We start from the raw sequence: 19,047 nt of genomic DNA, 5'->3' as shown, positions 1-19,047 counted from the left end.
ACGTCACCAAGACCATTCACCCGTGGCTACCAACAAGTGCCTAGCTGGAGTAGCCCAGTACTGGTTGCTTAATGCTTTGATGCGCCAGTTAGCTCTGCCGCTAATAGACAGTAACCCTCACGATCACCTTTCAACGAAAGAAGTTTGTAAATCTGCTGGTTTAGCTCACCTATTTCATTGGCGGCATCATCCTTTGTCTGAATGAATTAATCATCGCCCAACCTTCACAGTGAGTTGACCAGAGTTATATCCCCCCTGGCCACCATTGGCATTGGTTTCCAGCTCATCGGGTGACGTAATCAGCGCGTCGGTCATAGCCAGGCACCGAGCCTCTTTTCTCTTCGGCCAGAAACAGGCTAGTTGCGTCGAGTCACCCTGAGGAATCCCCTCTCAAGGCGCTTACGGAACAGTCAGAATTTTTCATTACTGTTCATCTGAAAAAGAAAACAAAAACGGCAGAACTTTATGATTCTGCCGCAAAGGGGACTGGAAAACGATACGAAACATACCTGTATTTATTTTAAACTCTTACGAGTTTTTTGCTGCCATGCAAGGTTGATTGCATATTCAATTGTGCTGGCATTGGAAATTCCTTCCAGTTCTGCAATATAGCGCATCTTGTCATGAGCAGCCTCGGAAATTGAAACATTGAGTAGTTTGTTTTTTCCTTTTTTCTTTTTCTCTCTGGACTTTTGTGTACTTAATGCATTTTTAAATTTTTTAACAAAAAGCTCTTTCTCTGCATTACTTGTCGTAATCCATGAGTACCATGTAAAGTAAGAGGCGTAGCAAAATGCCAGTTTCTCGTCAATACTCTCACCGCACATATAGCCTTGAAGAAAAATATTATTCTCTCTGAGATAAGTGAGCAACCAGTCAGGCGTGACACCGGTATTACTGTTTACACCCTGAAAGATGTCCTGCTTCGATATTAATATATTCCATTCTCTGTGAGCGTTGATGATGTTATCTCTGGTTGAAGCATTGAATATCGCTTTCTTAATTTTATCTTTTATGAATTTGACCCTGGATGTATGAGTGGGAGGCAGACTCCTGCCTGAAGGTTCAAAGCTATTAAGTAATGTATTATTTTCCAGAGAGAAAGACTGAGGCGTAGTAGCAAGATAATTATCATCAATTTTAAAAAGAAACCAAAAACTTGCCCTTGGGTCATCTGAAAACCATTTTTGCTCATCTTCAGAAGGCATTGATTTCTTATACGCAACATGCACATTATTAATAAATACATCTGCATCCCGCTCATTCCATCCTTGTCCAATCAAAAGCTTTCTGATCTTCCTTTCATAATTTGATGTATTTTTTTCTCCCGCCTCCGGTGGCCAGTCATACCCATTCTGCCGTAATGAAAAATATAAAAATAGAACAGCATTCTCATCATCAATGAACCAGACCATATGCATACCCCACAACATCACTCAGTGATTTTACGTACAAAAAAACGAACTTTAACTGGCATGCTGTAACATTATCACTATGTTTCATGTACATAGTGTTGGGTTAGTCACAGATTCATTACCTGTTGCTTCATCATTGATCTGAAAGTATGCACACAGGAAACCTTCACCATGATGCCCGGGAACACATTAGATAGGTGTGAGATGCCTGGATTCTCCAATATATTTAAAATACATAAGCAAGCTTTTACATATGGTGTCTTACCAATTTGCAAACAACATATCAGAATGATTTACAACTCAATCAAAAAAATATTTAGGTTAATTAATGTAATTAATACCCACCCTGACACTTAGATCCAATAAATCTGACAAAAAATACAACACATCCCTTTCCTCTGAACCATAACCTCAGAGGAAACAACATGAACGACAACTATCCATACATTGCCAAATATAAAATGGACTGGTTTTTACATAGCCTGATTAACAGCCACCTGAATGATGTCATTGATCGCTATTCCAAAGTAATTGGTATACGGCTGGACTTCTCATACAACCAGAACTCAGATCGTTATCATAAAGACCACCATTGCCTTCAACAGGATCTGCGGGCGTTATTTAAACGAGTTGAACAGGAACCTGGTGTTGCCGGATTCTTTTGGGTTATTGAGTATGGCGAGGACAGTAAATTTCACTCCCATACGGTGATCTATCTTGACGGACAAAAAATACGTAAAACATTTCCGATTGCTGAGCGCATAGGCGCTCTGTGGAAGGAAGTAACACAGGGGGACGGAAAATATTATCGTTGTGAATACAAGGAAAGTTATAAGGCCGATATCAACAAGGTAATCAATCACCGGGATACTGATTATATACATGGGTTGAGATATATCATCAGCTACCTTGCCAAACAGGAACAGAAGTATAACACGCAAATATATGGGAGTAATGAAGTACCACCACCCAGTGGGTTAGGTCGCCCAAGAAAATCTTAAGAACGGTGTTTTATGCAGGGGCAACCATCCCCCTGCATATGTTCCTAACTTTTTTTACAACAGAAGCCATTGATGTGGAGGAGCTGGCAGTAAATCAGTTTACTGACGGCTCCGGTTATTTATCCTTAACCGGAACACATCATCATGTATACAAAACCCGCACTACTTGAAGATCAATTCATTGATATGAAATTCATTACCCAGCTTACTGGCCTGAGCGATAAATGGTTCTATAAGCTGATACAGGATGGGGCATTCCCTAAACCAATTAAGCTGGGCAGAGCTTCCCGGTGGTTAAAGAGCGACTTGGAAGAATGGTTATATTTCCGTATTTACGAATCCAGAAATTAATCTGTTCTTATTCCAGCCTGCTTTAAAATCGCAATATTAAATGTCAACGCATCAGGTGCCGGCCCTTCAGAGACGGGCTACGCCTGTCTGCAGGAGTCTGATTATGTCTCCCAAATCCTTTATCGCTCTCGATGGCAATGGTCATCTGATCGGTGCCAAAATGGTGCAGACAACCCACTACGACCGCTATACCTGCCATCTCTACAACAGCGCATTGCAATACCATCCTGAATACGACACTGAATGCCCATGGTTTGGACATACCTAACTGTAGCTTACAAGCAACAGTCCTATGTGAGGCTCGACGCCTGCGCCGTTTCCTCACCAATGCCACTCCCGAGGTCAGTAAAGTCGACTGGCACTGTACACAATGTGCCACTGACTACTTGTGAATGTTATTGCCTTGCATGCTGAACCGGCGACTTAAATCAGCCAACAGGAGGAGTATCATGGGGCCAATGCCAAAAACAACCTGATTTGGATACGACCGAAATAATTTTGCCTATCCAATAGAGTGTTAATAGCTAACTCAGAAAAGCTAGGAAATCGTGCTTCTTATTGTTACAGTATAACAAAAAAATGAGGTCACCATGAAAACTACGCTATACAAAGATTTCACCTTTGAAGCCGCACATCGACTGCCCAACGTGCCCGATGGCCATAAGTGCGGACGCTTACACGGACACTCTTTTGTGGTTCGCCTTGAAATCACAGGCGAAGTAGATAATCACACCGGGTGGATTATCGATTTCGCCGAACTGAAAGCAATTTTTAAACCCACGCTAGATAAGTTGGACCACTATTATCTCAACGACATCTCCGGCTTAGAAAACCCAACCAGTGAAGTACTAGCAGAATGGATTTGGAATCAGGTTAAGCCACAACTGCCTATCCTTAGCGCAGTGGTAGTGAAAGAAACTTGTACAGCTGGTTGTATTTATCGCGGCGAATAAGCACACGTTTAGATGGCTGGTTGCAACTCCGCCAGCCCTGCTATCTCGTATTGATGTATAAAAGCTGAAAATGAAAAAAGTTTAATTTTTAACAAAATCAACAATATATTCACACCAACTTTGGTAGTTGAAAATACGAATTTAATCCCCCCTGAAGATCCATAATCATTTGACTCACATACATTTTTCACTTGAATGTGGTGCTATCTCATTTTTACCTTTTTTCACTTGAGTATGAATTTTATCTTAGTATCCTATTCATATTCATGTATTTATAGCAACCGCACATAACATCATTCAGATTTGGGTGAATTTCAACCCAAAAAAAATAACATACTGTTTTTTCTAGATAAAGAATGCAATCTTCTATTAAGGACTAAGAGGATGAACATACTACCAATCGGGTCACTGGTGGTCTCTGAGCATTTTGAGGGTACTGGCAAAATCGTCAGCGTCAATATCGATTCAAATTTCGCAACAGTTGCTTTTTTTGAGTCTCCTGCGCAACCTTATGCACGTCAAATTGAAGTAAACCGGGATAAATTATCACTAACAATACCGCCCGAAGAGGCTGTAATTTATTGCCTTGAACCTCAAAGTCAGCGCTGGGCACGCGCACGCTTTGGAGGATCTAGACCTAATGGTGATTTCCTGGTCATTTTTCGTGAAGAAGAATATGCAACGCTCCCGATTGATAAAATCTTTGTTCTCAACAAAGCCTATGATACTCCAGTAAACCCTGCTGACTTTCTTGCCTTACAAGCAAATGACGCGCCGTTTTTTTTTCCTCTTCGACAGTCCTTTATTGAAACCTACATCCAGCAACGCGCTGCATGCCGCGCGATGGCGTCCATTTCCAGTAGTGCCGTTGAACTCGAACCCCACCAATTGGCTGTGGTACGCCGTGTGCTTCAGGATAAAAACCCCAAGTATATTCTGGCCGATGAGGTTGGTCTGGGGAAAACCATCGAAGCCGGAATGGTCGTCCGTGAACACGCGTTAGAAGCAACTGGCCACGTCAGCATGCTTATTGCGGTTCCGGCACCGCTCGTTAACCAGTGGCGGGAAGAACTGGGTGAACGCTTTCAACTGAAACAACTTATTATTGATGCCTCTACGGCCCTCGCAGGTTTGCGACAAAATGAGGTCACAGAAGGCATCGTGATTTGCACCCATTGCGATGCCTGTACCCTGATTGAACGGGGATTCACCCCTTCACTTATCGCGGTCGATGAGGTCCACCAGATTGCCTCCTGGCCGTGGTCAGGAGATAAAGATGAACGTTATGACTTCAACCTGATCGCTAAGGGTTGCCGGAAAGCCCACTACGTTCTGTTACTCACGGGGACCCCTCTGCATGGGCATGAAAGGAACTTCTTGTCGATGCTGCACTGTATTAATCCCGAAGCCTACCAAGTGGATGAGACCCATCTGCAAGACTTTACCGAACTGGTCAAAAATCGTGAAAACCTCGGCGGGATCTTCTCGGGGTTAGTACCTTCCGTCTCAAACGTCAGCTTACGCCGTAATCTGGAAACACTGCAGCAGCAGTTCCCAGAAGATACTGTTCTGATGACACTCTGCCAGCAACTCATCCCGCTTATTGGGACGTTCTCCCCCAATACCCAGGAGCGTGAAGAAAGGATCCGGGATATTCGTCGGCACCTAGGGGAAAACTATCGCATTCATCATCGACTGTTGCGTAACCGCCGTCAGGTTTCACTCAGCTTCGATGAAACGAAAAACCTCAACCTAAACCTTCTGTTTCCAGGGCTAAATGGAGCAGCGGAGTGCCGCTGGTATTGCGATGGGTTAGCGTTAGACGAACTGATTGATGAGTATCGTTCATTATCTTTACTACCGCAGAATACGCAGTGGGCAATGAGTGAAGACACGTACCTCTTCTGGATTGACGATCTCCTATCCAGCCCACTCTGTGTCATGCAACGCGCTAAAGTACATTTGGGTGAAGCGGAACGCACTCAGGAAGAACGAGATCTGTTAGAACACATTGTTTCAACTGCAAAAAATGAACTTCAGGCCATTGATAACAAGCTTGCCATCACCCTGAATGAGTGGCTGCAAAAGAATTCAACAGGAAAAGCCATCGTCTTTTGCGATCGTCCGGATCTTGCCCAGCACTTGGCAATAAAGCTCGAACTGCTGCTGGAGTACCCCCTGGAGCGCTATCAGCCGGGTCAACCCCTGATGTACCTGAAATCCGGCAGCCCCATTCGGATCCTGATCTGCGATAAAAGCGGCGAAGATGGTCTGAATCTCCATGGGGGTCTGCGACTGGCCGTTCACTACGGTTTACCGCGCTCTTGTAGCCGTATTGAACAGCGCCTTGGTCGTCTGAACAGGTACAGTGCAAACCTGAAAGGCGTAAAACCCGTCCAGAGTCTGATCCTGAAAAATCACGCCGACCGCGGATTACGCAACGTGTGGGCCAGTATTCTGAAAGACAGCATTGGCGTATTTAATAACACCATCGCCAGCCTCCAGTTCGTCCTCGACGATTATCTGGAAAATGCGTGGCAAAATGTCTACCAAGAAGGTCCGGTGGCCCTTGAACGTATTGCCAGCGAATTCCCTGGCGAACAGGGCATTCTGGCCAACGAAACGCATAAAATTAACATGCAGGAAAAGCTGCTGGCGATGGATGACGAGATTGCAGAGGCGGCGATTTTTGCGCAACAGATAAGCGCTGACGATCATCTTGCAGTAGCGCAGTGTAATGCGCTGACAAGTTGGATCACGCGTGCACTGCGTTTTCGCGCCACCGGCACCGCAGAAAAAGGTATCAAGTTTCAGTTCGAACTCTCTGACCGCAGCACAGGGACGCTGGTCGATTTTAAAACCTTTCTCACCACCTGCATGCTCAGCTTCGATAAAGAAGGGGGTAACCCACCGTCAACGCATCTGATGAGCGCTGAACGCATTCCGGCGATCGACGGAACAACCGTTTATCCGCTGCGTTATGGGCAGCCATTTGTCGATACGATCTGGCAACTGTTAAACCAAGATGCCCGGGGCAGTTCCATGGCGGTACTGCGGGTGCTCCCAAAGCCATTGAATGAGCCCAATTACTTCTTCCAGTCTACCTGGCTTGTCACCCATCGCCAGACGCAGGACACCTACGCCCAACGCCGTATCGCAGACGAGTTGTACCCGCCGCGTATTGTGCAACACTGGCTGTCCTCTAAGGGTACACCGGTGACTAATCCGCAGTTGCTGGAACTGCTCAATAGCGAGTACGCCAAACATGAAACATCGCAGAAATTCTATGCAGATATGAATCTGCGCCCTAATCTCTGGCAAGAAATTGAAGAGCTTGTCTCACCGGACACCTGGAAAGAGATGGTGGAACGAGTCTATGCCAGTGACCGGGAACAACAACAGGCAACCTTCGGCGAACAAGCCAGACTCCAGTTAATGGCCGTCAAAGCCGTGGTGGTGTGCAGCAGAAATCTACTGGAGGAAATCGTCTGATGGAAGAGGAATGGTCACGCCTGCAGCAGGCGCTAACCACCTGTTTTAGTCAAGGGGTCACCTTTAAGGACGGTATCGAAAATCAGTTTCTGAACAGACTGATTCAGATCATCACCGATGCCTCGGCAGGTCATGGTGACATTTTTGCCGGCTACGCCGATGCGTTACGTGCCGCTCACGCAAGTGGTATTAGCGCGCCATGGCTACCCCTGCCGCCGGAACTGACCGACGCTCCGGCGCCTGAGTGGGGCATGACAAAGTCGCCTGCCGCGCAACAAATTCAACTGGCTGAAGAGGCGGACCTGGCGCTGACCAGAGCCACCTATCAGCGTAAGATCCGCAGGAACTTGCTGCGCCCCGAGACCGATCCGGCACTGAAGCGCCTGTTACCCGAGGAGCCCTGGCTGACTCACTATCAGGGATTCGGTCAACAGGCCGCCATCCGGACGCTGCTAACGTCTGATAATAACTGTACATTGCTGGTGAATCTGCCCACCAGTTGCGGTAAAAGTCTGCTCACCCAACTCCAGGCGCTCAGCGCACCGACAAACACCCTCACGCTGGTGATCGTCCCCACCGTCGCCCTCGCAATTGAGCAGGCTGACGACATGCAAAAACTGCTTCGCGGCACCGACCAAGATCATGGTGGAAGTTATGCTTGGATCGGAGGACAAGATCAGCCCTCGCGTCAGGCAATTAAGGAAAGAATCAAAGCGGGGACACAGCGTGTGCTCTTCTGTTCCCCGGAATCCGTTCGCTCTTCTTTGGTTCCGGTGCTGTTTGAGCTTTCCAGACTGAATATGATTGGCGCGATCGTCATCGACGAAGCGCATTTGATCGATCAATGGGGCGCAGAGTTCCGCCCTGACTTTCAGCTGATTGCCCCTATGATTCGCTCACTGAAAGCCCTAGGAAAATGCCGTTTTCGTACGCTGCTACTTTCGGCGACTTACAGCAAAAGCACCCGGGACATTCTGGTCGAGCAGTTCCATGATGAAAACAGCGAACTGATTGAAGTGTCAGCTAATTTCCTACGCCCGGAGCCGGAATATTTTGTGCATCATGAGGCAAATGAAAACGCGCATCGTCAGCGGGTCGAACAGCTTCTGATGACCTTACCCCGCCCGCTGATTTTGTATTGCACTACCCGCACAGATGCGGAAATGTGGTCTGCCCGTCTGAACGAACTGGGCTACTGGCGAACCGGCATGTTCCACGGTCAAATTGACACAAACAATCGCAAGAAATTGATTTCAAAATGGAAAAATGACCAGCTCGATATCATGGTCGCTACCTCTGCCTTTGGGGTAGGGATGAATAAAAAGGAAATCCGCAGCATCATTCATGCTGCCATTCCGGAAAATATCGACCGCTATTACCAGGACTGCGGGCGTTCTGGGCGTGACGGCAGATCCTGCCAGGTGCATCTGGTATGGCATAAGGCGCAAATGAAAACGGCAAAATCGCTGGCCGTTGAGACGCTGATTGGCGTAGAAAAAGGTTTTGCCCGCTGGAAAGCAATGTTTGACGATCGTAAGAAAAGCCCGATCGCTGACTACATGATTTCACTGAACACCAAGCCCGTTCATATTGATCACCAAGGCGATAAAAACGAAGCCTGGAACCGTCGGACATTGCTGTTAATGCAAAGAGCCGGACTTATCAAACTGGTCTTTGCTGATCCGAAAATTCCTGACGACCTGCGAGATAATCTGGATGACAACAACACGCAACTGATTGAATGGTTCGAAAGCTACTATAACCACGTTCATATCCGTCACTGTGACGATGCGCATTATTCAGAAGCGCACTGGAACACCCATGTGGAGAAGATCCGCCAGTCCGAGTTGAATAACCGCCGGGCAGCCTTTACGGTAATGGAAATGTGGTTGGAGGATCCTGGCAAACCACTGTGTAAAATTCTGCAGAAATTCTATGAATATCAGAGCCATCCTCCCGAGTTAACCTGTGGAGGTTGTCCGGGATGTCGTCAGAAAGGGAAAGGAGCGTTTTCGCCCACCGTGGGCACAGATGTACAAATTTTACGCTCCGAGCCGAAGAAAAAAGCACTCTTCGTAGGTGCGGAAAAGAAAGTTTATTACAACGAAAATATGGAGTTACATTCGTTGTTGATGGAACTTCGTGTGACGTTGCGGTCGCTGATCACCTCTGGCGAATACGTGTTTATTCGTGCAGACAGGCCAGTGTTCCTGCAACTAGAGAACAACCTGGATTCGCTTTCGCATTTCTGGAGCGCACAGAAAATGACAGCACCTGCATCGGATGGACCAGAGATCGTGATCATCCCTAACACGGCCAATGCGTTCCCAGACCTACCCATGACGCGCTTTGAGCGAATTATTATTGCACCTGAGCATCTCGCCGATCCTCAGTTCCCACATCGAACATGGTGTGCAAGCGCCGCTAATGCGCTGTCGCTGGACACTTTTATCAGGCAACTACAACATGTCAATAATTAACAACGCAAACCCAGGAAGCGGCCTGATACTGCTTCCTTTGATTGAACGCGTTCTGCAAAGCGCACAGGAACCGTTGTCTCAGGACACGCTGCTCGCCCGCTATCGTCCTGATAACCTGCCCACTAACGATAACGCATGGGGAAAATTAAAAGAGAACCTGAGCTTCTGGTGCAATCTGGGACTCTGGCCGATGCTCGACGGAAAGATGTTACCGCTTGAAGCAGATGTGCGTCCGTTGGCGCATCGGTTGCTTGCCTGTACGATTGATGCTTGTCGTGAAAACGGCGTTGCCAGTGGGAATGAATGCGAACCGCTGTGGCGGGTACTGAGTTGCCTGTTGAGCCTTCAGCAACACTCGCTCGGGGGCCTGGAACCTCTCTCCCCTACGATCATCACCAACAAAGTGCATAAATGGTTACCCGGCGAAACCATCAATACCAACACCGAAAAACTAGTGAGAGAATTTGGTCGTTTTCTCGGTTTTCTCGAGTTAATGCCGGACGGAAATTATGTCACCGACCCTACCCGGGCCATTCAATATTTTCTGCCGGAGATCTTTGACGATACGCGTACCCTTCCCGCCAAAATCTTTATGGCAAACATGGCGGAGGTCATGCCAATGATGGACGGGGGCCAGTTCAGAAACTCCGTTCATGACGTGATGCAGCAGGAAAAAGACTGGGTCGCGCCGGAAGGTGACAATATCTGCACCAGCACATCCGTTGCGCTGCAACGACTTGAAATCAGTAAGCGCATTATCCTCGCCATCGGCAGTGATGATAAAGACGCCTTATCACTCCACTTACCTGGCGGTAAAATTCGCCGGGTTAGCCAAATCACGCTAAGGGAGGATGCAGAATGAGCATGATGGAGTACTGGCCATCCAGGAAAAATATCGTCCAATGCATTCGCAATGAAGCAGAAGAATTAGAGGATCATGTGCTTCTGGCCGTGCATGAACCGATGCTACTGACCCGACGCGACGTCAATGAAAATCATAAAATATTACGTGACGAAGACCTGTTCCAGCAGTTACTTCATACGGAGCGCGCCATCCCACTGATTGGCCGCTCGGGGATGGGGAAATCACATCTGGTGCGCTGGTTAGACTGCCGGTTCAACATGTACCTGGCGGAAAACGACCAGAGCGAGCAATGGGAAATTGTCCGGATACCCAAAAACTCCAGTCTACGACAGGTGCTTTTACGCATCCTGAAAAACTTGACGGGGGAATTTTTCGACAACGCACGCATGCGCGTTAATGAAGTAACAGAACAGTATCCGGCGAAAGATCTGGCAGATCTACTGTTGACCATGATGGCCCATCAGTTGCAGGACATGCAAAAAGCGGTCATGGAAGAAGGTCAAACGCTGCTGGCACAAGGTAAAGACATTCCAGCAGACCGACTCGCCTATATGGAAGCCATCATTGAAGAGGTGGAAAACGGTATCTGTGATCTGATCACCGACCCCAACTTCAAACAGAATCTTCTGAAGCCGGGCCACTGTATTTTCAAACTTGCCAGTCGGATGAGTAGTGGTCTGGAAGAAGGAGAAGAAGATCATGATAAATATGAACTTCTTCCGGAAGATCTCTATTTTGTCTTTGAGCCTGACGATCTGTCCGCGCGTGCACGCCGCTATCTTAACCATTCTCAACTGCATGAGTCAGACCAAGTGGAGGCGCGTACCCGTGCAGCGCGCGTGCTCAATGAAGCCATGCATACCTCGCTGAAATCACTCTTCAAGCGCCTGTTCACCTTCAATGGAGGATCTTTTCAGGAGCTTTTTCAGGAAATCCGCAAGGAGTTTCTGCGACTTAATCGCCGTCTGGTGATTCTGGTAGAAGATATGGCGGCGATCTCCGCCATTGAAGATGTCCTGATCGACAGCCTGATCGAAGAAGCGGCACCTGGCGGCGTGCAAATTCTCTGCCCTGTCCACTCAGTGATTGCAGTCACCGACAATTATCCCGGCTATAAACGCCGCCAGGAAACGTTAATCACGCGTGCTGGCTACGAGTGGGTCATCGAGAACGTCGATAAAGACAATAACGAAGATCGTATTGTCTCGCTCTGTGGTCGCTATCTGAACGCCGCACGCTTTGGATCAGAGGAGTTAAAAAACAGTCCTGAGCAAGGTAAGCCCCAGTGGCCACCTGTCTGGCACAGTGATGAGATCCCCAATGCACTAGAAGATTTTGGTTATTCTGCCAATAAGAAATTCCCGCTCTTCCCGTATAACCGCAATGCCATTTTGGCATTGGCGGATAAGCATTGCCGCGACAGCAGCGGCGAGTTGATTTTTAACCCGCGTACAATCATTAACCGCATCCTGTTAGATATTCTGCGCGATTGCAGAATAGAAGCGGAAAAAACACAGTTCCCGCCAGCAAATTTCGCTGGAATTCATGCCGTTCCCGAGATCGAAGACAAGATTTCACAGATAGTTGTCAACCGGGTTGGCAGTTCGGTGACGCTTGCCGCCATCTGGGGATATGGCATTGATTCATTTGATGAACTACGCGAAAAACTGCCGGGCAGCGTTGCGAGTGCCTTTGGCCTCGATCAACTAGCAGCGCAACTGAATGGCAAAGGTCCCATCATGGAGTCGGCGGAACCAGCAACAAAGAACGCACACGAAACGGCGGGCAAAACAGGCAGTACGCCGGCGGGTAAAAAGATTGACAATCCGGAATTCAAACCGAAAGAAGAGGCAAAATACACTGCCAAATCCGAACTACCCTTTATCAGGGCGGTCCGTGCATGGGTGAATGACAATGTCATTCTGCCGCAGGATGTTGCCCGTGATTTGCGTGCGGCACTGAACGCCTGTTATGAAATTCATGCACAGCCAGAGTTGTTCGGTATGTCTTCTCGGCCACCGCTGAAAGAAGGTCGTTTTACGTTGATTTCACTGCCAAAAGCGGCGTCTGACCCCTCAAGCATTATTACGAACTTTTACTCTGAGCAGGACCTGACCGATCCTTCCCGACGGGTAGATGTGTATAACGCTGCGGTAGCCCTGTTACGTATCCAGTATTACGCCGGTTTAAAGCAAGGCTTTAATTATCCAGAGGCGCAGGAAGACTACACTCGCTATCAAAACTTCATCCAGTGGTGGGTGCCGCAGGCTACGGAAAGCGCCATTAATCACTTCCGGGCGCGTAACTTACAGGATGCGCTTAAAAAGCATCTGCAAAAAGCTCTGCTGCTTGGCCTGGTGACGGGTAAAGAAGAACCGGCGGAGATCGTCAATACCCTATGCCTCACCCAGAAAGGTGTCGGGAGAACCGAAGGGAAAAGTACCGGTCGAACGCTGACGACCTCTCCTTCCGAGATCTGTTTCAGAGGGATTGAGGCGACCCTGCATCCGCACGCCAGCGCCAGAGTCGCCGAAGCCAGGGCGCAGGCGCTCGTAGGATGGGATGATGCCAGAAAAGCGTGGCTTGAACAGGTTGCCATCACTGAGCAAGGCTCAGGCTTGGGCAGCAGTCGTGCGCTGGATGCCGATGTAATATATTCCGCGCTGAAAACAGTGTTAAAACAGCCGCTTGGTGCGGAAATTGAACGTGCGGCGCTCTCCGTCAAACAGGAACTTGCCAGCACGCTAAAAAATGTTCATCTCTTTGCCAACATTAAAGATAGCGACGATTTCCTCAGCCAACTGAACGACTGGCAGACGTTTATTGAGACTGTGCGGACCGAGCACTATCCCACAGGCAGCGCTCAGTACAAACCATCTTCGTGGCTGCTGGGTGAAATTGAAGCCCTCAGAACCGACGCCGAGGAGAGTCTGGCGACTTTAATTGCGTTACTTTCCATTGAAAAACAGAAAGATAGTGCGAAATTGTGGCTGGAGATCTGTCGACTTGACGGTGACTACGTTTCAAGAATCAGCAGCGTACTTGCGCAATGGCAACTGGTACAACCCAAGATCGCGTTCACACTCCAGCAGATGAACGCCAAAGGGGATATCCAGCAACTGACTCTTGCTCTGAATAAAGTGAATGACCGTCTGAAAACACTTGTGAGCGATATCATCGCCTCTGGAGCCGATCAATGACCACCTTGCGCCAACAACTGGCTGAAATGCAAAAAGAACTCGATCTTAGCGTTCAGGCTGGTAAGGCCTCACAAATCATCGATAAATGTAATCTGGTGTGCAGCAAAACTAACACCATTGCCGATAAGTTTGCATTGCTTAAACAGCAATATCCAGCCCAGCAACAACTCCCGCGGGGCATTGCGGTTACCTGGAATGACGAGCAGCGTAGCGAACTGATCGCTGCCGCGAACAGCGTCAAAAGTCTCAAGTTACAGTGGGGACGCTGGCTGAAAAACCAGTCGGTAAACAATCCCGGCGAGGAAGAAAACCTTGTAGATCAGGAAGAGTCGCCACAGAACTCTCTAGATGAGACGCTGGCCGCTTCAGAGGAACCTACCGCTTACGACATCATCCAGAATGATTCCTTGACCCATTGCGTCAGCCAACTCGGCACCCTACACAAGGACCTGAGCAAAGAACTAAAAGATGCCTGGGATGCATGGTTGGAAGAGTTACATCAGCAGGTTCATGTCGATGACAAGACACTGAATTTCCAAAAAAATGCGAACAAATTTGACGATATCGCCTCCGACTATGAGCGTCGACGTCAGGATTTCGAAAACTTAACGCAGTGCCAACCAGTTAGCGGTGAAAAGATTCACCAAATCAAAGCGCTCGCCGAAAAACTGTATTCCCTGCGCGGCATGATGAAAACAGACTGGCCTGACGTGGTGCAAGCATTTTTCAATAGCATTAATGGCCCGCAGAGTCTCCGCCCGACGTTAAGTGCCCTGACGCCCGAGGTGCTTGAGTGGTTAAGGGATGAAGAGATGCTGGATGAGTTCGTGATCACAAGGAAATAGTTTATGTCTACGGCTGATTTGTCCCACTTGCACCAGGCGCTGGACCTGCTCGAAGAGCGGGAAGCGGAACTGCTGGTCTGGGGGGATACGGATGGCGCATTTACCCATGCCGATATCATCTCACTCTTTACCCGGCACCTGCCCTACGAAGATGCAGAGTCGTTACTGGCAGAACTGCAGAATGCTGCCATGCTCTTCAGCGTCCCGACCAGCAAAGGGGGGACGCGCTACCGCACGCGTATGGCGGAATCGGTCTACCTGTTCCGCCACCAGCGTCAATGGTTCCGCGATCAACCGCTTCAGCGAGCCCGGACGCTTGTCGCCGACTACCGTTTCGTCCGTCGCCCGCGCAACTATCCGAAGCGGGAACTTCCGGCGCAAACGGTGCTGAGCAAATGGGTCGACGTCCCGTGGATGAACGAGATTAAACGCAAGGCGCTTTCCCGACTGATCGGCGACTTTTCCATTGCCGGCTTTCAGGAACGCTCAACCGAACGTATTTTGCGCGCCTGGCACTTTCATAGTCATCATGCTCACGCGAAAGAAGCCACCGGGACCATTGTCTGTGCCGGTACGGGGAGTGGTAAAACGCTGGCGTTCTATCTCCCGGCACTCACCTCGCTCCTCAATGATATTCAGCGCGACAACGCACAGCGGGTCAGGACGCTGGCACTGTATCCGCGTAAAGAACTGCTTAAAGATCAGTTCATGGAAACCTGGGGCAAATGTCGTGAACTCGACAGTCAGGCCCTAGCACTGGCAGGACGCAAGATCCGTATTGGTTCTTTTTTCGGTGACACCCCGTTCAACCATCAATACGCAACGAAAGATAAAGACAAGGATATGCCCTTTGATTTACTCCGTTGCACCACGCCGAAATGTCCGGGGCAAATGCACTGGAAAGCAGAAGATATCAAAGCGAAAAGAGAGATTCTTCGTTGTAGCCACTGCGATCACAGCGTAGACAGTGACGAAGTGATCCTGACCCGCGTCTCGCTGATGAAAAACCCGCCTGACATCCTGTTTACTACCACCGAAATGCTCAATCAGCACCTCGGGAATAACCAAACGAATCACCTATTTGGCGTTGGCATCGGCGTAACACCGCCGCCGGTAGTCCTGCTGGATGAAGTACACACCTATGTGGGGAATACCGGTGCGCAGACAGCCTATCTGCTGCGACGCTGGATGCAACTTGCACGCAGCCGCCCCCATTTTGTCGGGCTGTCGGCAACGCTAAGTGACGCCGAACGTTTCTTCGCCGATCTGGTAGGCGCGCATAAAAAACATGTGGCTCTTATCGAACCGAAGCTCCACGAAATGGAAGATGAAGGGGCTGAATATCTGCTGGCATTACGCGGTGATCCGGTCTCGCAAACCGCCCTGCTGTCTACTACTATCCAGACCAGCATGCTCGCCCGGCGTATTCTGGATACGAAAAGGAAAAAATCACGCGGGACATGGGGGCAAAAAACCTTCGTCTTCACCGACGATCTGGATATCAATAACCGACTTTATCATCAACTGTGTGACGCCGAAGGCTGGCGGTCACGTGGTCAAAACTTATACGTTGCGAAACCGCCGCTGGCCGCTCAGCGTCTGGAAACACCGCAAAACAGCCATACGCTGACTCTGGCAGGACAGAACTGGCGTATCGCGCAGGATATTGGTCACCCACTTGACGAAAATGACCGGGCCATCGTTGCCCGAACGTCCAGTCAGGACGTCGGGGTCGATCCTAGAGCGGAAGTGGTAATTGCAACCGCGTCGCTGGAGGTGGGCTTTAACGACCCCTCAGTTGGCATGGTTATTCAGCATAAAGCGCCACGTAACGTTGCCTCCTATTTGCAGCGTAAAGGGCGTGCCGGTCGTTCAAGAACTATGCGTCCGTGGATGGTCGCAGTCCTGTCCGAATTTGGCCGCGACCGCGTCGTTTATCAACGCTATGAAGAGCTCATTAATCCAGAGATAAAAGGACAGTCGTTGCCGATGGGCAACATTCATATCCAGAAAATGCAGGCGGCAATGGCGACACTTGACTGGCTGAGCATGAAGATCCCCGGAAGTAATATCTGGTCATTGCTGAATAAACCGCAGACAAAGCGAGAGTCTCTTGACCATCTTGATCGTATGTTCCACCTGATTACCGCCGTGATCGAACAACATGCGTGGCAGCAGGAGTTGGAAAAGTATCTGTTCTACGCGCTGCGCATCACTGACGAGCAACTTCAGCGTGTACTGTGGTCGCCGCCCCGTTCGATCATGATGGAGTTGCTGCCGACATTAAAACGACAACTCACCACCCAATGGTCGCGGATGGGCCAACCGGAGGCAGACCGTTCGACGGGACGTTCCCCGCTGCCGGCCTTTATTCCTTCAGCGCTATTCAGTGAACTTAATCTGCCGGAACTGGAGATCCATCTCGAGCGGAAGTTCAAGAAACGTGAACATTTGCCCTTTATTCAGGGTCTGAAAGAGTTTGCGCCGGGGCGCATTTCCAAGCGCTATGCCGTTTACTCCGACAATGAAGCAGACTGGCTTATCCCGAACAACTTTGTTCCGGCGATGAATTGCGTTTCGGATGTTGATTTTGAAATTGAGCAGGCTTTCGGCGATACCTGGCAGCCCGAGTGTATCATTGAGTATGAAGGTCAGCCCCCTATTAGGGTCATTCGCCCGATGCAGGTGCTTACGCGCGCGCTGCGATTCGAGCAAAATCTCACCGAGAAAAGCAACTCGCAACTGTACTGGCATACCCGGTTTAACCCAGACGATCAGGCCGATCCGCTCCCCATTCCTGCCGGCCCGTGGACGGACACCCTCCGCTCCATTACGTTCTTTACCCACCAGAACATGACACCTCTCGACGTCACGCGTTACGCCACCCACGCAACAGCCTCATTACGCAATAAAACCAAGCAACAGGCGCATGTGAACTTCAGGTGGGTCGACAATGGCGAGCCTGTCGGGGTTGGCGTGCGGCAGTGGGTGGATGGCGCCCGGCTCAGATTTACGCTGCCGCCCACTCTGCTGCAACGCCTCCGGCATGACCCGGCCATTCAGCGCGCACTGCGAACGCTCTATTTCCAGCATCGGATCAAACATGAACCACGCTTCGAATATGACACGTTCACCGCTGACTGGATCTACGAGTGCTACCTAGCGGCGGTTACGCGGGAATTGGCCACACAGTCGTCTCTGGCAGACTCTATCGCGGAATTAAAAACCCCGGACGGCCGACGTCGACTGACTGATATCGCGGACACACTCTTCCAGGCAGAGAATATCTTTGAAAATAGCGAGGATGGTGAAGACGACGCCGAAAGCCAGGAACTGCAGCAACATTTGCGCAACCTGTTTAAAGAGACCGACATTCTGGAAATGGTGGACAGGCACAGCGCGATCCTGACTCAGGATCTCAGTGATGATGTCGATTTTCAGGACTGGCTACAGCATCTGCTGACAACGACCCTTGCCGGAGCGGTCAAACAAACCAGCCACCTGTTGCTGCCGGATGTCGATGAACGCGGTCTGGTGGTGGATACCGAACTCAACGACGAAGTACTGGACATCTGGCTGACCGAATCAGAACCCGGCGACTGTGGCATCATTACCCGTCTGGAAGACGTTTTTCATCAGGATCCGGTCTCCGTACTGAATCTGTTTATGCGTAGTTTTGCCGCCAGCGATTACGAGCAGATCGACTACGACCTGTTCGAAATGCTTTCGCGGCTCCCCTCTTCCAGCGAGCTCCAGGAGGCCTTAAATGCGATACGTAAGGCCAGCAGCCATCCGCAGCGCCGTGAGGCTAACGCCCACCTCAGAGCGCTGTTGAAGGCGCAGGGATTTGCACTCAGTCACAGTTTTATGTCGGTGTTGCACACACGGGTACTACGTCCGGGCAGCCAGGCATCACATGATGCGCAGATGCTTGCATATCTCAACGCATGGCGGGAACTGGAAGACAAAGCCGGATACGAAATCGCTCTGAATATTTTTGCCCATACCCAAGCGACGCAAGAACTGCCTGACGCCAGTGTGATTAAAGTTTTTGAGCGCTTTTGCAAAATTCAGGGAATGCTCTGGCAGCGCGGCAATGCCATCCGTCAGTCGGTTCTCAGCTATTACAATCCGTTTAAGTCCGGTAACAACCTGACTGAACGACTGCTGCTAAGCTCACTGTTTCAACAGACGGCGTGCAGCATCAGCATCAGCGAGAACGACTGGTTAGCGCAGTTACATCACGCCATTACCCAACACGGCTTTGCAGAACTGCATATCCCGCGCGAGGCCCGCCATCGTATTGTGGAAGTGATCTCTCTGGTGCAGGTGACCCCGATTGAGTACTTTGGTTTGCATCTTTATCCCCGCGAATCCGCCGTGGATTATCAGGATGGCAATCTAGTGTTACGTATTGAACTGGCCGAAGCGCTGCTGTAAGGAAC

At 49.6% G+C, this 19,047-nt stretch carries 11 protein-coding genes; 10 read left to right on the top strand and 1 reads right to left on the bottom strand.

The window, feature by feature from the left end; all coding sequences use genetic code 11:
- Positions 1-515: 515 nt before the first annotated feature.
- Positions 516-1,415 carry a hypothetical protein gene (locus M989_RS16520; protein WP_064547019.1) on the bottom strand — a complete coding sequence of 300 codons (900 nt, stop codon included), beginning with the start codon at positions 1,413-1,415 and terminating at the stop codon, positions 516-518.
- 425 nt (positions 1,416-1,840) lie between these two features.
- On the opposite strand from M989_RS16520, the gene M989_RS16515 reads away from it, so the two are divergent.
- From M989_RS16515 to dpdJ, 10 genes are all read left to right on the top strand, one after another.
- Positions 1,841-2,416, top strand: coding sequence for a rolling circle replication-associated protein (locus tag M989_RS16515; protein ID WP_064547017.1), 576 nt, complete (start codon positions 1,841-1,843; stop codon positions 2,414-2,416).
- A 144-nt stretch (positions 2,417-2,560) separates the two neighbouring features.
- Positions 2,561-2,767, top strand: coding sequence for a helix-turn-helix transcriptional regulator (locus M989_RS16510; protein WP_064547015.1), 207 nt, complete (start codon positions 2,561-2,563; stop codon positions 2,765-2,767).
- Positions 2,768-2,870: 103 nt separating this feature from the next.
- Positions 2,871-3,035 (top strand): DUF7828 domain-containing protein, encoded by a 165-nt coding sequence (locus tag M989_RS26540; RefSeq protein ID WP_369862302.1) that lies wholly within the window; start codon positions 2,871-2,873, stop codon positions 3,033-3,035.
- A 322-nt stretch (positions 3,036-3,357) separates the two neighbouring features.
- Entirely contained in the window at positions 3,358-3,720 is a 363-nt protein-coding gene (queD, locus tag M989_RS16500) for a 6-carboxytetrahydropterin synthase QueD (RefSeq protein ID WP_047053975.1), read from the top strand.
- Positions 3,721-4,104: 384 nt separating this feature from the next.
- On the top strand, positions 4,105-7,212 hold the full coding sequence (dpdE, locus tag M989_RS16495; protein WP_064547013.1) for a protein DpdE: 3,108 nt from the start codon (positions 4,105-4,107) through the stop codon (positions 7,210-7,212).
- Complete coding sequence (gene dpdF, locus M989_RS16490; RefSeq protein ID WP_064547011.1) at positions 7,212-9,692, top strand: protein DpdF; 2,481 nt, start codon at positions 7,212-7,214, stop codon at positions 9,690-9,692. The genes dpdE and dpdF overlap by 1 nt, the downstream gene beginning before the upstream one ends.
- Positions 9,679-10,554, top strand: a complete 876-nt coding sequence (dpdG, locus tag M989_RS16485; RefSeq protein WP_061891884.1) for a protein DpdG — start codon at positions 9,679-9,681, stop codon at positions 10,552-10,554. Before dpdF ends, dpdG begins: the two co-directional genes overlap by 14 nt.
- Complete coding sequence (gene dpdH, locus M989_RS16480; protein ID WP_064547009.1) at positions 10,551-13,757, top strand: protein DpdH; 3,207 nt, start codon at positions 10,551-10,553, stop codon at positions 13,755-13,757. Before dpdG ends, dpdH begins: the two co-directional genes overlap by 4 nt.
- A complete protein-coding gene (locus M989_RS16475) occupies positions 13,754-14,602 on the top strand; it encodes a hypothetical protein (RefSeq protein ID WP_047053965.1) in 849 nt (282 codons plus the stop codon). The genes dpdH and M989_RS16475 overlap by 4 nt, the downstream gene beginning before the upstream one ends.
- A gap of 3 nt (positions 14,603-14,605) precedes the next feature.
- The gene (gene dpdJ, locus M989_RS16470; RefSeq protein WP_064547007.1) at positions 14,606-19,042 is read left to right on the top strand and encodes a protein DpdJ; all 4,437 of its coding nucleotides are present in this window, start codon (positions 14,606-14,608) and stop codon (positions 19,040-19,042) included.
- Positions 19,043-19,047 lie beyond the last annotated feature (5 nt).

Source organism: Kluyvera georgiana ATCC 51603 (assembly GCF_001654985.1).
Taxonomy (GTDB): Bacteria; Pseudomonadota; Gammaproteobacteria; order Enterobacterales; family Enterobacteriaceae; genus Kluyvera; species Kluyvera georgiana.
Note: the sequence above shows the minus strand (reverse complement) of the source record. Positions and strands in the feature narration are given on the sequence as shown.

Excerpts from the sequence above, each read along its gene's own strand:
- M989_RS16520 (WP_064547019.1), bottom strand. The coding sequence starts at position 1,415 with ATGGTCTGGTTCATTGATGATGAGAATGCTGTTCTATTTTTATATTTT.
- M989_RS16515 (WP_064547017.1), top strand. The coding sequence starts at position 1,841 with ATGAACGACAACTATCCATACATTGCCAAATATAAAATGGACTGGTTT.
- M989_RS16510 (WP_064547015.1), top strand. The coding sequence starts at position 2,561 with ATGTATACAAAACCCGCACTACTTGAAGATCAATTCATTGATATGAAA.
- M989_RS26540 (WP_369862302.1), top strand. The coding sequence starts at position 2,871 with ATGTCTCCCAAATCCTTTATCGCTCTCGATGGCAATGGTCATCTGATC.
- queD (WP_047053975.1), top strand. The coding sequence starts at position 3,358 with ATGAAAACTACGCTATACAAAGATTTCACCTTTGAAGCCGCACATCGA.
- dpdE (WP_064547013.1), top strand. The coding sequence starts at position 4,105 with ATGAACATACTACCAATCGGGTCACTGGTGGTCTCTGAGCATTTTGAG.
- dpdF (WP_064547011.1), top strand. The coding sequence starts at position 7,212 with ATGGAAGAGGAATGGTCACGCCTGCAGCAGGCGCTAACCACCTGTTTT.
- dpdG (WP_061891884.1), top strand. The coding sequence starts at position 9,679 with ATGTCAATAATTAACAACGCAAACCCAGGAAGCGGCCTGATACTGCTT.
- dpdH (WP_064547009.1), top strand. The coding sequence starts at position 10,551 with ATGAGCATGATGGAGTACTGGCCATCCAGGAAAAATATCGTCCAATGC.
- M989_RS16475 (WP_047053965.1), top strand. The coding sequence starts at position 13,754 with ATGACCACCTTGCGCCAACAACTGGCTGAAATGCAAAAAGAACTCGAT.
- dpdJ (WP_064547007.1), top strand. The coding sequence starts at position 14,606 with ATGTCTACGGCTGATTTGTCCCACTTGCACCAGGCGCTGGACCTGCTC.